Genomic DNA, 13,728 nt, shown 5'->3' on the forward strand with positions numbered 1-13,728 from the left:
CGGCGGAGTTCTATCGCGGCGAAGGAGGCGGCATGTCGACGGTCCTGGTCCTCGCGGTTCTCGCGGCGCTGGTCGGCGGCGCGATCTGCCTCGTGCTGGCCGCCCCCGGCCGCCGCGCCGCGCTGCCCAGCCGGTTCCTCGTGGCGGTCCTGATCGGGCTGGTCATGGGCGAGACGGTCTCGATGCTCGCACTGAACGGTGCGATCGAGGACCGGTTGCGGGCCGACGCCGTGTCCGCAGCATCCGCCGAGCCCGCCGTCCGTGCTGCGCAGGCCGACCTCGACGCCGCGCGCGCCGATCGGGCCGCGCTCGACACCGCCGTCACGGAGGCGTCCACCCGGCGCGACCAGGCGCTCGTCGTGGCCCGCTGCGAGTACCGGCCGGGGCCCGCCTGCCCGCAGACGTCGATCACCGGCGTGCCCGGACAGGGGCCCGAGACCCGCACCGCCAACCAGCGGCTCGCAGCCGCGCAGACCGATCTCGACCGGGCGACCGCCGCCCGTGCGGCCCGGTCGCCGGCCCTCGACGCGCGGGTCGAGCGCGCGCGGTCCGACGCGCAGTCCGCGCGGGACGCCGCGGTCGCCGACGAAGACGACGGGATCGGTGCCCGGTGGGTCGCGCTGAACGGCGTGACGACCCACTCGCTGTCCGCGGCGGCCCTGCGGATCGCGATCGACCTCGTGTGCGCCGTGCTGGCACTGGTACCGCTGCTCCTGCGGCTGTGGCGCGGCGACACCACCCGCGACATCCGGCACCGGCAGGAACTCGAGAGCGAGCGCCTCGCCGCCGCGGCGCAACTCGCGATCGACCGCGGCCACCAGGAGCGGCGGGTCGAACTCGCGCTGGCACAGGATCAGCCGACGCAGGTGCTGCCGGCTCTCGGGGTCCCCGGCGGAGTCGCACACAACGCTGCGGCGCTGGAGGCGGCGGGCTTCGAGCCCGTGGCCGTGACGGCCCGCCGGTACGTGCGGGAGGCACCGTCGGGCCCCGTGACGACGAGCCGCGCACCGGAGGACGACTTCCTCCCGATCGCCGCCGCCGCGGAGGCGGCGAGCCTCGCCGCGCTCCTGCCGGACCAGCCCGTCGCGGACGAGACGCCCACCGGCCCGATCCCCGTGATCACCAGCGCCACTGACGATCCCGAGCCCGCCCAGGAGGCGACCGTGCCCGACGAGACGAACCTGCCCGTGCCCGCCCCCGCCACGGAGGCGGCCGCGCCCGCGGTCCCCCAGCGGGAGGTCGCGCGCACGCCGAACCCGTTCGTGCCGCCGGTGCTCGACGATGCCGCGCGCACCATCGCCGGGTTCGTGCGCCCGCTCGTGCCGCCCTTCGTGGCCCGCGTGCTGCCCGGGGCGCAGCAGACGCGGACGGTCCAGCAGTCCTACGAGGAGGTCGAGGAGGTGACCTTCTCGATGCGGCGCACCCGGAAGGTCACCGTCGGGACCGTCGAGCAGAGCGCGGTGGCACCGTCGGCCGACGGTGCCGCGGGTCCCGTCGTGACGGTCGACGCGCGCGTGGGCGATCCCGTGGCGCGAGCCGAGGAGCCCCTCGACGTGGCGCACGAGGTCGTCGACGAGCTATCCGGCCAGCGCCCGCGCGAGCTCGGCCAGCCGCGCGAGCTCCCCGGGAGCTAGCGACCGGATCGCGGGCGGAGCCGGGTCCTCGACCGCCGACATCTGATCGACGACGGCGCGCCCGGTGTCGGTGATGGTGACGACCTTCGCGCGCCGGTCCTCGGCGGAGACGGTCCGCTCGACGTGCCCGCGCGCCTGGAGATCGTTGACGGCGACGGTGGCTGCCGGGGCGTCCATGTCGGCGAGCGCGGCGAGTTCCTTGAGGGTGAGCGGCCCGTAGCGGTGCAGCCGCTTGAGCACCCGCAGCCGACTGAAGGGCAGACCGGTGCGCTCCGTGACGGCGCGCCGCCAGTCCGAGCGGCTGTCGATGACGGCGTGGACGAGGAGGCTCCAGACCTCGTCGGGGCTCTCAGTGGACATCCGCGGCCTCCTTCGGCGCGAGCAGGGGAGCGATCCGCTCGCGGGAGCGCTCGGCGCGGGCGCCGGTGGACACCAGTGCGAGGATCACCACGATCGCCGCGAATCCCGCGGCCGCCCACCACAGCGACGCCCCTGCGAGCAGCCCCGACATCGCCACCCCGAGGCTGACGCCGAGCTGGCGGCTGGTGCTGGCCACGGCGGCCGCGGCTCCGGCGCGATCGAGCGGCATGCCGCTCACGGCGGAGTTGGTGATCGGCGCGTTGACGAGCCCGAAGCCCGTGCCGAAGACGGCGAAGACGATGCCCAGGTACAGCAGGGAGGTCGTCGGCCCGACCGCGGTCAGCGCGACCGTCGCGCAGGTCATCAATACGCCCGCACCGAGCAGCGAGGGGCGCGGGCCGAACCGGGCGACGAGGCGCCCGGACACGGGGGAGGCGACGAACACGCACAGTGCCATGGGCAGGAACATCAGCCCGGTCTGCACGGCGGAGAAGTGGCGGGTGTTCTGCAGGTACAGCGACATCGTGAAGAGGAACGCGCCGAAGCCCGCGAACGCGCAGACCGCGGTGAGCGTGGCCGCCGAGAACGGGATGCTGCGGAAGAAGCGCAGGTCGATGAACGGCGACGGATGCCGCCGTTCGTGGGCGATGAAGCCGGCGAGCGCGACGGCGGTCAGGAGCAGGACCAGCGGCTCGCGTTCGATGAGCCCGAACACCGCGGTGAACATGACCGCGATGGCCAGCAGCTGACCGAGTGGATCGATGCTGCGCGGCGTCGCGGCCTTGGACTCGGGCACCACCGCGTAGGTGAGGGCGATCGCCACGGCGCAGATCGGGAGGTTCACCCAGAACACCGACTGCCATCCGAGTGCGTCGATGAGCACGCCGCCCACCAGTGGCCCGACCGCCGTCGAGACACCGACGACCGCGCCCCACAGGCCGATCGCGCGGGCGCGCTCGCCGGGCTCGGTGAAGACGGCCGTGACGATCGAGAGGGCGACCGGCGACAGCATCGAGCCGCCGACCGCCTGGATCCCGCGGGCCGCGATCAGGATCTCGACGGTGGGCGCGAGGCTGCACAGCAGCGATCCCACGGCGAACACCGTGAGCCCGAGGCGGAAGATCCGTCGGCGACCGAACCGGTCCGCCGTGGCACCGGACAGGACCAGCAGGCTCGCGAGCGTGAGCGTGTAGATGTCGACCACCCATTGCAGGTGGGTGACGGACGCGGTCATGTCGCGGCCGATCGCGGGGAGCGCGACGTTGACGATGGTCGCGTCCATCGACGAGATGAGCAGGCTGAGGCTGCACGCGACGAGGATCAGTGCTCGTCGCCGCGGCCCGAGGTGCGGAATGCTTGTAGGCATACAAGGATTGTATGACCACAACTAATAAGATGGAAACAGATTTCCGTGGCGCACACCTTGTACGCATTGTTCGCTATACTGCAATCAGGAGATCCGAGCGCAGAGGAGGCGCCCGTGGTTACCGTTTTCGCAGTCTGTGCCGTGGTGGGCGTGCTCGTCCTCGTCGCGTCGATCGTCCTGGGGCACATCGACATCGGCGGTGCCGATATCGGGGGCCCGCACGCCGATGCCGGCCTGCCGTGGCTCAGCGCTCCCGCCCTCGCGGCGGCCGTCGGGGTGTTCGGCGTCGTCGGTTGGCCGTTGTCCGCCGGAACCTCGGTGCCGTTGGCCGCCGTGGTGATCGTCGCCGCAGCCTCGGGCATCGTCGCCTACGGTGTGCTGATGCTCGTGCTCCGGGCCATGCGCCGCTCCCAGACCGGCACCGTGGCCGGGCTCCGCGCGGCGATCGGCACCATCGGCGAGCTCAGCATGGAGATCCCCGCGGGCGGCTGGGGACAGGTGCGCTACCTGGACTCGGAGTCCGTGCGCGCCGTCACGAACGCGGTTCTCGTCGACCCGGGGGCGTCCGCGCGGCCGGGCGAATCGGTGCTCATCGTCGATGTCGACGGTGACCGGCTCGTGGTGCAGCCGCTCAACACGCAGGACTGACGCGTCGCCGCTCGCCGGCACGTCGCACGAACGAACGTAGAACGAAACAGGGAGGGAACGTCATGATCATGGCTCTGATCGCGGCCGGTGCCGCGGTGATAGTGATCCTGCTGGCGATGTGGATCTTCTTCCACAACTACATCAAGTCCCCGCCGGACCAGGTGGCCATCTTCACCGGCCGCGGGGAGATGAAGGTCGTCCGCGGCGGGGCGCGGTTCAAGATGCCCGGACTCGAGCGCGTGGACTACATGCCCCTGCGCCCGTTCGAGGTGCGCATCGCGCTCAGCAACGCCCGGAGCATCGACGGTGTGCCCGTCGAACTGCAGGCCGTGGGCCTCGTCCGCATCGGCACCACCGATGAGATGACGCGCACCGCCGCGCAGCGCTTCCTCACCGCGAACATGGCGGAGCTGGAGAACCAGATCAACGAGATCCTGGCCGGCAGCCTGCGTGGCATCGCGGCCACGATGACCGTCGAGCACCTCAACAGCAACCGTGAGGCCCTGGCGCGCGGCGTGGTGGAGGAGGCCGGCGGCGACCTCGCCCGCATCGGCATGGAGGTCGACATCCTCAAGATCGCCGGCATCGAGGACCGCAACGGTTACCTCGAGTCGCTCGGCCAGAAGCGGATCGCCGAGGTCAAGCGCGACGCCGACATCGGCAAGGCCGAGGCCGAGCGCGACTCGCTGATCCGCTCCGCCGACGCCCGCCGGGCCGGGGAGATCGCGCAGACCGAGGCGGAGACCGCGATCGCGGAGGCCCAGCAGAGCCGGGACGTGCGCATCGCCCAGCTGCGCGCCCAGACCGAGGCGCAGAACGCCGAGGCCGACCAGGCCGGTCCGCTCGCGAAGGCCAAGGCGGAGAAGAACGTCGGCATCGCGCTCGAGGAGGCCGAGGCGGCCCGCATCGAGGCCCGCACCGAGGTGGAGCGCAAGCGTCGCGCGCAGGCCGAGGCCGCGCTCGAGGCCGATGTCATCGCGCCCGCCGAGGCGCAGCGCCAGGCCGCGATCACCCGGGCCGAGGGCGAGCGCCAGTCCGCGATCCTCACCGCCGAGGCCCGCGCCAACTCGACCCGGCTCGACGGCGAGTCCGCCGCCGACGCCCGCAAGTCGGCCGCGGCCGCCGTCGAGGCCGAGCTGCGCGCCGACGCGGCCGGCAAGCTCGCGCAGGCCGAGGTGCACGCCGAGTCGATCCGGCTCGAGGGCGAGTCGAAGGCGACGGCCCGCAAGTCCGCGGCCGAAGCGCTCGAGGCCGAGCTGCGCGCCGACGCCGCGGGCAAGCAGGCCCAGGCCGAGGCGTTCAACCAGTACAACGCGGACGCCGCCCGACTGCTGCTCGTGCCGCAGGTCCTGGCCACGATCGAGGGCTCCGTCCGCGCCCAGTCGGAGGCCACGGCCGCGATCGACAGCATCAACATCATCGGCGGCGGGAGCAGCGACGCCACCGGGGGACTGCTCGGCCTCTCCGCGCAGTCCATCGCGTCGATCGTCGCGGCCCTGCGCGCGCAGGGGATCGACCTCTCGAAGCTGCTCGACGGCGCGGCGCCGGCACCGGTCGAACCGGCCGAGTCGGTGGCGGGCACCGTCGACGACGAGTAGCGCGCCGTGAAGCCCGGCGACGCCGAGGCCCTGCGCCTCGCGGTGGGCCTGCTGGAGGAACGACTCCGGCGGCTGCCCGCCGCGGGGCTGCGCGGCTCCGAGCTGTTCGTCCTCGCCACCGTCGAGGCGCTGGGGCCCGAGGCCTTCCCGACGGCGATCGGCGACCGCCTGGACATGAAGCGCTCGAACGTGTCCGCCGCGATCACGGACCTGCGGCGGCGGGGCTTCCTGCAGGGCGACGCCGACGGTTCCGACGGCCGACGGCGGCCCGTCGCCCTCACCGATCGCGGGCGCGCCGTGCTCCACGCCCGTGACGCCGTGCAGGACGCGTGGCTCGTGGACACCGGCGGCAAGCACCTCACCGCGGACGAGGCCGCACAGCTGCGCGGCTCCATCCCGCTGCTCCTGCGGCTGGCCGGCGGATGAGAATCATCGCGAGCGCAACTCTGGGCGGCGCCCCGGTCCGGCGATAATCTCGGCGGCGTGAGTGGTCTCTTCTCCTTCCCGAACCCCGTCAACGAGTACGCGGCCCGTGCGACCGCGGCCCTCGTCGTCGTCCTCGCGGTGGTCACGATCGTCGCCGGACAGTGGTGGCTGTACGCCGCGCTGGCCGTCGGCTTCGCGCTGCGCGTCGCGGGCGGACCCCGGTACTCGCCGTTCGGCCGGCTCTCCGTGCACGTCATCGCCCCGCGCCTCGGCCCGGCCAAGCTCGTGCCCGGCCCGCCGAAGCGGTTCGCGCAGACCATCGGCCTCGTCTTCTCGACGGTGGCGCTGGTGCTCTTCCTCACCGGGAACCACCTCGCGGCGCAGATCGTGCTCGGCCTGCTGGTCGTCGCCGCGCTGCTCGAGTCGGCGCTCGGTCTGTGCCTGGGCTGCATCGTGTTCGGGTGGCTGCAGCGGCGGGGTGTGATCCCGGCGTCCGTCTGTGAGGCGTGCGCCGGCGTGAACACGACCCCGCCGACCCTGACCGTGCCCCGGTAGCAGGGACCGACGAAAGAACGCCGCCGCGGATTTCTCCGCGGCGGCGTTCGACTGTCAGGGGTGGCTCAGATCTGGCCGACGATCTCCTCGGCCCACTCGACGGCCTTCTCGTCCACGTCGTCGGTGCCGGAGTTGTCGTGCTCGAAGCGGTCGCCCACCTGGGTGGCGCCCAGGCCGGTCAGGTGCTTGACGATGGTCTTGCCACCGGCGTTGTAGGTGTCGACGTAGATCGTGTCGCCCAGGCCGAACACGGCGAAGCGCAGGCCCGTGAGGTCGGGAGCGGCCTCGAGCAGCTCCTCGAAGAACTCGGTCGAACCGGCGGGCAGCTCGCCCTCGCCGTAGGTGGCGCACGAGAACACGTGGAAGTCCGCGGGATCCAGCGCGTCGATCTCGCCGTCCATCATGTCGTGCAGCTCGACGGAGCCGGCCTTGGCGAACACGTCGAACATGGCGTTCGCGGCGCCCTCGGCGGTGCCGGTCGAGGAACCGTAGAAGATGTGAACAGACATGGGATGTGATTCTAGGCGATCGCGGGGCGGCACCGTGAGCGGCGTCGCTGCGATGTGACGTCCTAGTCTTGGCCGCATGCCTCACGCCACCCTGTCCGACGGTGCCCGGCTCGCCTACACCGTCCGCCCCGCGGCGCCGGGCGCGACGGGGCCCGGAGTGCTCCTGTTCGCGGGTCAGGCGCTCGCGGGATCGTCGTGGGATCCGGTGGTCGACGAGTTCCGGGCCGCCGGGCCGGTCGTCACCTTCGACCACCGTGGCATCGGCGACAGCGACGACGCGTTCCCGCGCCGCTGGAGTACCCGGGACTGCGCGGAGGACGCTCTCGCGGTGCTCGACGCGGCCCGGGCCGCCGGCGCGATCGGCGACCGGGTGGACGTCTACGGCTTCTCCATGGGCGGCCGGGCGGGGCAGTGGCTCGCCGCGGACCACCCCGACCGGGTGCGCCGGCTGATCCTCGGCGCCACCACCGTCGGCGACGCCCACGGGGTGGCGCGTCCCAGCGAGGTGCTCCGCATCCTGGTCCGCTCCGACCGGCGCGCCCTGCTCGAGCTGTTCTTCACCCCCGACTGGCTCGACGGACATCCCGAGGCCGCCGAGGCGATCCTCGCCCGGCCCCGGTCGCTGCCCGCGCAGCGCGCCCACTTCGCGGCCAGCACCGACCACGACGCCGCGAAGGCCCTCCCGTGGATCGAGGCGCCCACGCTGATCCTGCACGGCGCCGAGGACCGGATGTGCCTGGCCGAGAACGCAACGATCCTGCGGGACGGGATCGACGGTGCGCGGCTGCGCGTCTACCCGGGCATGCGGCACGGCTACCACGTGCAGGAGCCGAAGGCCACCGTCGACGCCCTGGACTTCCTGACCGCGCCCTGACCGGCACTGCTACGGTCCCTCCATGGCGGACTTCGGCAGCTTCCAGGACGGCATCTACGCGGAGGGGCTGCTCGCGAAGCACCGCCGCTTCCCCTACACCTTCGACGACCTCGAGGCCCGCGCGCAGCAGGTCCTCGACCCCGCCACCTTCGACTACGTGCGCGGCGGCGCCGGTGACGAGACCACGCAGGACGTCAACGTCACCGAGTTGCGGCGCTACGGCTTCGTCCCGCGGATGCTCCGCGACCGCAGCGTGCGCGACCTCTCGACGACCTTCCTCGGCGCAGAGCTCGAGGCCCCCGTCGTGCTCTGCCCCGTCGGCGTGAACGGACTGGTGCACGAGGGCGGCGATCTCGCCGTGGCTCGCGCCGCCGACGCCCTCGGCGTGGCCGCGATGTACTCCACCCTCGCCGAGGCGACGCTCGAGGAGGTCGCGGACGCGCGCGGCGACTCCTTCGCGGCGTTCCAGCTGTACCCGACCAAGGACGATCAGCTCACCGACAGCCTGGTGCGCCGCGCCGACAAGGCCGGGTTCGACGCGCTGACCATCACCCTGGACACCGGCAGCCTCGGCTGGCGCCCCCGCGATCTCCGCAACGGCTACATCCCGTTCCTGCGCGGACGGTGCCTCGCCAACTACCTCAGCGACCCCCGGTTCATCGAGCTCTGCGGGGTGGAGAACCCGCCGCCGCTGCACGCCGGGATCGTGTGGTCGTCGCTGTTCAGCAAGCCCACCTTCTCCTGGGACGACGTGGCCCGGATCCGCAGGACCACCGACCTGCCGATCATCCTCAAGGGCATCTGCCACGCCGAGGACGCCCGCCGGGCGGCCGCCGAGGGCGTCGACGCGATCGCCTGCTCCAACCACGGCGGCCGGCAGGCGAACGGCGGGCTGCCCGCGATCGGCCACCTCGAGGGCGTGCTCGAGACCGGGCTGCCGACCACCTTCGACAGCGGCATCCGTGACGGCGTCGACGTCCTGCGCGCCGTCGGCCTCGGCGCGACCCTGGCCGGTATCGGGCGCCCGTACGTCTACGGCCTGTCGATCGGCGGCCAGGAGGGTGTCGAGCACGTCGTCCGGTCGATGCTCGCCGAGGCCGACCTGACCATGGCCGCGGACTGCCTCACCACGCTCGCCGACCTGCACGTCGTGCGGCGGTGACCGGCGCCGGGCTCGGACCGAAGCAGTGACCGACGCCGCCTTCGACTGGTTCGGCTTCGAGGACGCGATCTGCGCGGAACTGCGCACCGTGGCGCGGGCGCTGGTCTACCAGGCAGACGGTGAGCTGCCCTACGCCTACGTCCTGACCATCTTCTACGCGGAGTGCACCGGACCGATCCTGCTGCCGTACCCGGCGCTGGGCACCGTCGAATCCGTTCCCCCGCGCGAGCTCTGGGACCCGCCCGCGTGGCCCCGATCCGACGACGGCTGGGCACGGCGGGCGCCGCTGGACGCGTGGCAGGACCGGCTCAACGAGCTCGCCGAGGGCCTCGACGAGCAGGACTGGGACGTCGCGCACGCCCGCTACGGGTACGCGCTGCTCGGCGCGATGCGGCGGGCGAAGGCCGAACTGGTCGCCGACGGCACCTTTCCGTCGGGCATCGTCTGCGTGCTCGACGACGAGGAAGAGGACCTTCTTCGGAAATCGGCCACGCCCCGTGAGCTGCGAGCGTTCCTGGCGGTACGCCAGGAGTAGCTTCCTCCCATGACCTTCACCTTCTCGACGCTCGCGCTGGTCACCGCGCTGGGGCTGCTGGGACCCGTGCTCGCGCTGCGGAAGTCGTGGCACATCCCCGCGATCGTCGGGCCGCTCGTGGCGGGCGTCGCGTTCGGGGCCACCGGATTCCGCGTTCTGGACGCCTCGGAGCCGACCTTCACCTTCCTCGCCGACATCGGCTTCGCCCTCGTGATGTTCGTGGCGGGCACGCACGTACCGGTACGGGATCCGGCGGTGCGGTCCGCGCTCGGGGCCGGCACGCTGCGGGCGGTGATCGTCGGCGTCGTCGCGGCGGTGTTCGGGACCGGGCTCGCCACCGCGTTCGGGACGGGCCACGCACCGCTGTACGCCGTGCTCATGGCCTCGTCGTCGGCGGCCGTGGTGTTGCCGATCATCGACTCCGCCGGGCTCACCGGGAAGCCGATCCTGGCGCTCACCGCGCAGGTGGCGATCGCCGACACCGTCTGCGTCGTGGCACTGCCCCTGGTGATCGACCCGTCGACGGCCGGTCGCGCGGCGGTCGGCGCGCTCGCGGTCGGTGCTGCGGCCGTGGTGCTCTACCTGCTGATGCGCCTCGCCGAGGAGCGCGGGTGGCGCAAGCGGGTGCACGAGGTCTCGGAGGAACGACGGTTCGCCGTCGAGCTCCGGGTGAGCCTCGTGGGGCTGTTCCTGCTCGCGGCCGTCGCGACGAGGATGCACGTCTCCGTGATGCTCGCCGGATTCGCGATGGGGCTCGCCGTGGCCGCGGTGGGCGAGCCCCGCCGCGTTGCCAAGCAGCTGTTCGCGATCGAAGAGGGCTTCTTCGCGCCGCTCTTCTTCGTCTGGCTGGGCGCCCGCATCGACCTGCGGGACCTCGTCGCGCACCCGAAGTTCATCGCGGTCGGACTGGCCCTGGGGCTCGGAGCGATCGTCGCGCACGTCGTGATGCGGGCGATCGGGCAGCCCGTGCCGCTCGGCGTGCTCGCCGCGGCCCAGATCGGCGTCCCGGTCGCGGCGGTCACCGTCGGCGAACAACTGCACGTGCTCGCCCCGGGCGAGGGGTCGGCACTGATCCTGGGCGCGTTGCTGACGATCACCGGTGCCGCGCTGGCGGCGGGGAGGGCCGGTACGGCCGGCGGGAGTCAGGGGAAGGCGTACTCCACGACGACGGGTGCGTGATCGGACAGGCGCTGATCCGGCGAGGGTTCCTTGTCGACGACGACCGACAGCGCCGCCCGTGCGAGCTTCGGCGTCGCGAGGTGGTGATCGATCCGCCAGCCGACGTCCTTGGTGAAGGACTCACCGGCCCAGCTCCACCACGACAGCGGGCCCGGCCGGTCGCCGTGCAGGGCACGGACCACGTCGACCAGCGTCCGTGGGCCGAGCTGCGCGTCGAGCCACGCGCGCTCCTCAGGGAGGAAGCCCTCCATCTTCTGGGCGGGGCGCCAGTTCGTCACGTCGTGGGGCAGGTGCGCGAGGTTGAGGTCGCCGAGCAGGAGGAACTCGCGACCCGCGGCGAGCGCGGCGCGACGGCCTCGGCCCAGCTCCCGCGCGAAGGCGCCGAGGAACCGCATCTTGCGGTCGAACTTCGCGCCCCCGTCGGGCTTGTCGCGCATGTTGCCCGGCCGCTGCAGATGGGCGGGCACGCCGCCCTTGGGCAGGTACAGGCAGGCCACCGTCAGACCCGGCAGATCGACCTCCACGTACCTGCCCTCGTGGGCGAACTCACGCAGCCCGCGGGCGCGCGGCGGATGCGACGCCCAGGTCCGCACGGCCGACGGTGCCTCCCGCGTCAGGATCGCGACGCCGTTGCGCCCGGGGACCGAGCCGCAGTCCACGGCCGCGTGGTAGCCGGGGAAGTCGCCCACCTCGTCGGGCGGGCAGCGCAGCTCCTGCAGCGCGACGACGTCGAGCCCGCGGCCCGCGAGCCACGCGTCGAAGCCGCGCCGCCGGGACGCCCGGATCCCGTTGACGTTGAACGCCGCGACCCGCAGCGGAGCGCGGGTCAGGGCGCCGCGACCGTGCTCGACGGGTCGATGAGGATCTTCGCGTGGACCTCGGGATCACCCAGCGCACTGAAGGCGGCCTCCACGCCCTCGAGGCCGACGGTGCCGGTGACCAGCGGCTTCACGTTCACCTTGCCCTCGGCCATCATGTGGAGCGTGTCGTGGAACTCGCCCGGGTCGTAGCCGAAGGCGAACCGCAGCTCGATCTCCTTGTTCCCGGCCAGGGCGGGCATGATCTGGTCGGGCTCCATGCACACGCCCACGACGACCACGCGGGTGCGCAGCGGCGCGGCCTCGATGATCGAGTTGATCATGCCGGGCACACCGACGCACTCGAAGACCACGGGACCCGACGGGGTCTCGCCGATCCGGTCCGCCAGGCGGAAGACGTGCCACCACGGCACCGGGCCGGGGACGAGCGTCAGCTTGTCCATGGTGCTCACGCCCAGCTTGAACAGGTCGCTCGCCCTGCGGATCTCGTTGCGGGGCTGCTTGTAGGCCTCCCACGGCTGCTGTTCGCGGGGATCGACCACCACGTGGGCGCCCATCTGCTTCGCGAGGGCGCGCCGGCCGGGGGAGAAGTCGCTCGCGATGATCTTCTTCACGCCCGACGCGCGGAGCATGGAGATCACGGCCAGTCCGATGGGCCCGCAGCCGATCACGATCGCGGTCCGGCCACGGCCGACCTCGGCGCGGCGCACCGCGTGCCAGGCCACGGCCATCGGCTCGGTGAGTGCGGCCTCCTCGTCGGACAGCTTGTCCGGCACGGGCATCGTCATCGACTCCTGGACCAGCACCTGCTCCGCGTACGAGCCGGGGGCGCGCTCCGAGAGCCCGACGAGCTGCGGTTCGCTGCCCACCATGACGGTCGGGAGGGACACCACGCGCGTGCCCACGGGCCAGCGTTTGCGGCAGCCGGGGCCGTACTCGGCGACGGTGCCGACGAACTCGTGCCCCATGACGATGCGCTGGTCCGTGCGCATGCAATCGTCGTACCCGGCCTTGGCGGCGAGGTCGGCGACGAGGTCGGCATGGTGACGGGCGTGCAGGTCGGATCCGCAGATCCCGGTCCGGGTGACGTCGAGCAGCACCTGGCCGCGGGCGGGGCTGGGCGAGGGGACGTCCTCGACGGTGAGGTTGCCTTCGTTGACCACGACAGCTTTCATACATCCGAGAATAAACTGTCGTGGGCGAGTACCGGACCGCCGGCCGTGCGGCGTCCGACACAGCTGCGCCGTGTGCGGCGCCGTCCTGCATGCACCGTGATCGCAACGCTGGGCACGATGCGGGTGGACCTGGTTCGATGGCAGTCGTGAGCGCATCGGAAGAATCCCGCATCGTCTCCGCCTCCCGCGACATCGCGGCCCCGGCGGACCTCCTGTTCGAACTGATCGCCGATCCGGCTCGCCAGCCCGAGTGGGACGGCAACGACAACCTCGCGGAATCCGCTCCGGGCCAGCGGGTCCGCGCGACGGGGGACGTCTTCCGGACGCTCCTCACGAACGGTCAGGTGCGGGAGAACCACATCGTCGAATTCGACGAGGGCCGCCTAGGGCGTGTCTGACAAAGCTTTCGACCAGGCGATCACTGCGTTGAGAACGACTGCTGCGCGGTAGTTGACGGCGTGCTTGTCGTAGCGGGTGGCGAGGCCGCGCCATTGCTTGGTGTGGCAGTAGCGGCGTTCGATGACGCTGCGGTTGCGGTAGTCGGCGGTATCGAGCGAGACGGGTCGCCCGCCGCGGGAGCCGCGCCGTTTGCGGTGTCCCTTCTGGTCGTCGGGTTCGGGGATGACGGCCTTGATCCCGCGCGCTCGCAGGTGAGCACGGATCGCCCGCGATGAGTAGGCCTTGTCGCCGCGGACAGCGTTCGGGCGGGTGCGTGGCCGGCCTCGCGTCCGGCCGACACGCAGCAGGTTCATCAATGGCAGGAACATCGGTGAGTCACCGGCCTGACCGGCCGTGAGCAGAGTGACCAGCGGCAGTCCGTTACCGTCGACGAGCTGGTGGATCTTCGTCGAGAGCCCACCGCGAGAGCGGCCGACCGCGTGATCAGGCG

At 72.3% G+C, this 13,728-nt stretch carries 15 protein-coding genes and 1 pseudogene; 10 read left to right on the plus strand and 6 right to left on the minus strand.

From position 1 onward, the window contains the following. Positions 1–32 precede the first annotated feature (32 nt). Positions 33–1,634, plus strand: a complete 1,602-nt coding sequence (locus AXK61_RS16090) for a DUF4407 domain-containing protein (RefSeq protein ID WP_068746332.1) — start codon at positions 33–35, stop codon at positions 1,632–1,634. Here AXK61_RS16090 and AXK61_RS16095 read toward each other — a convergent pair. Together AXK61_RS16095 and AXK61_RS16100 are read right to left on the minus strand one after the other, a co-directional pair. Then, entirely contained in the window at positions 1,578–1,994 is a 417-nt protein-coding gene (locus AXK61_RS16095) for a MarR family winged helix-turn-helix transcriptional regulator (protein ID WP_068746333.1), read from the minus strand. The two genes, AXK61_RS16090 and AXK61_RS16095, sit on opposite strands and share 57 nt — an antisense overlap. Further along, positions 1,984–3,360 carry an MFS transporter gene (locus AXK61_RS16100; RefSeq protein WP_068746334.1) on the minus strand — a complete coding sequence of 459 codons (1,377 nt, stop codon included), beginning with the start codon at positions 3,358–3,360 and terminating at the stop codon, positions 1,984–1,986. Before AXK61_RS16100 ends, AXK61_RS16095 begins: the two co-directional genes overlap by 11 nt. Positions 3,361–3,474: 114 nt before the next feature. Here AXK61_RS16100 and AXK61_RS16105 point away from each other — a divergent pair, with 114 nt between their 5' ends. The 4 genes from AXK61_RS16105 (at position 3,475) to AXK61_RS16120 (ending at position 6,587) form a co-directional block, all read left to right on the plus strand. Then, positions 3,475–4,008 carry an NfeD family protein gene (locus AXK61_RS16105; protein WP_197466830.1) on the plus strand — a complete coding sequence of 178 codons (534 nt, stop codon included), beginning with the start codon at positions 3,475–3,477 and terminating at the stop codon, positions 4,006–4,008. 62 nt (positions 4,009–4,070) lie between these two features. After that, positions 4,071–5,606: a flotillin family protein gene (locus AXK61_RS16110; RefSeq protein ID WP_068569771.1), complete on the plus strand. Its 1,536-nt coding sequence runs from the start codon at positions 4,071–4,073 to the stop codon at positions 5,604–5,606. Between the two features lie 6 nt (positions 5,607–5,612). Beyond that, positions 5,613–6,032 (plus strand): MarR family winged helix-turn-helix transcriptional regulator, encoded by a 420-nt coding sequence (locus AXK61_RS16115; protein WP_068746336.1) that lies wholly within the window; start codon positions 5,613–5,615, stop codon positions 6,030–6,032. Positions 6,033–6,089: 57 nt separating this feature from the next. Beyond that, positions 6,090–6,587, plus strand: a complete 498-nt coding sequence (locus AXK61_RS16120) for a DUF4395 domain-containing protein (protein WP_068569769.1) — start codon at positions 6,090–6,092, stop codon at positions 6,585–6,587. Positions 6,588–6,652: 65 nt separating this feature from the next. Here AXK61_RS16120 and AXK61_RS16125 read toward each other — a convergent pair whose 3' ends face one another. After that, on the minus strand, positions 6,653–7,096 hold the full coding sequence (locus tag AXK61_RS16125; RefSeq protein ID WP_068569768.1) for a flavodoxin domain-containing protein: 444 nt from the start codon (positions 7,094–7,096) through the stop codon (positions 6,653–6,655). A 76-nt stretch (positions 7,097–7,172) separates the two neighbouring features. Between AXK61_RS16125 and AXK61_RS16130 the strand changes: the two genes are divergently transcribed. Genes AXK61_RS16130 through AXK61_RS16145 form a run of 4 tightly spaced genes read left to right on the plus strand, consistent with a single transcriptional unit; the run spans position 7,173 to position 10,846 of the window. Continuing rightward, positions 7,173–7,970 carry an alpha/beta fold hydrolase gene (locus AXK61_RS16130; RefSeq protein WP_068746337.1) on the plus strand — a complete coding sequence of 266 codons (798 nt, stop codon included), beginning with the start codon at positions 7,173–7,175 and terminating at the stop codon, positions 7,968–7,970. Between the two features lie 22 nt (positions 7,971–7,992). After that, positions 7,993–9,132 carry an alpha-hydroxy-acid oxidizing protein gene (locus tag AXK61_RS16135; RefSeq protein WP_068746338.1) on the plus strand — a complete coding sequence of 380 codons (1,140 nt, stop codon included), beginning with the start codon at positions 7,993–7,995 and terminating at the stop codon, positions 9,130–9,132. A gap of 25 nt (positions 9,133–9,157) precedes the next feature. Beyond that, positions 9,158–9,667: a hypothetical protein gene (locus AXK61_RS16140; protein WP_068746339.1), complete on the plus strand. Its 510-nt coding sequence runs from the start codon at positions 9,158–9,160 to the stop codon at positions 9,665–9,667. A 9-nt stretch (positions 9,668–9,676) separates the two neighbouring features. Then, positions 9,677–10,846, plus strand: coding sequence for a cation:proton antiporter (locus AXK61_RS16145; RefSeq protein ID WP_068746340.1), 1,170 nt, complete (start codon positions 9,677–9,679; stop codon positions 10,844–10,846). On the opposite strand, the gene AXK61_RS16150 is transcribed toward AXK61_RS16145, so the two are convergent. Together AXK61_RS16150 and AXK61_RS16155 are read right to left on the minus strand one after the other, a co-directional pair. Then, positions 10,810–11,661, minus strand: a complete 852-nt coding sequence (locus AXK61_RS16150; RefSeq protein ID WP_068746341.1) for an exodeoxyribonuclease III — start codon at positions 11,659–11,661, stop codon at positions 10,810–10,812. The two genes, AXK61_RS16145 and AXK61_RS16150, sit on opposite strands and share 37 nt — an antisense overlap. Before the next feature lie 11 nt (positions 11,662–11,672). Next, complete coding sequence (locus AXK61_RS16155) at positions 11,673–12,839, minus strand: zinc-binding dehydrogenase (RefSeq protein ID WP_068569762.1); 1,167 nt, start codon at positions 12,837–12,839, stop codon at positions 11,673–11,675. Between the two features lie 137 nt (positions 12,840–12,976). Here AXK61_RS16155 and AXK61_RS16160 point away from each other — a divergent pair. After that, positions 12,977–13,222: pseudogene (locus tag AXK61_RS16160) on the plus strand (SRPBCC family protein); the annotation flags it as partial. On the opposite strand, the gene AXK61_RS16165 reads toward AXK61_RS16160, so the two are convergent. After that, a partial coding sequence (locus AXK61_RS16165; protein WP_156485698.1) for an IS5 family transposase occupies positions 13,223–13,728 on the minus strand: 506 nt, incomplete at its 5' end. It lies immediately after the preceding pseudogene.

Source organism: Tsukamurella pseudospumae, assembly GCF_001575205.1.
In the GTDB taxonomy this organism is placed as follows: domain Bacteria; phylum Actinomycetota; class Actinomycetes; order Mycobacteriales; family Mycobacteriaceae; genus Tsukamurella; species Tsukamurella pseudospumae.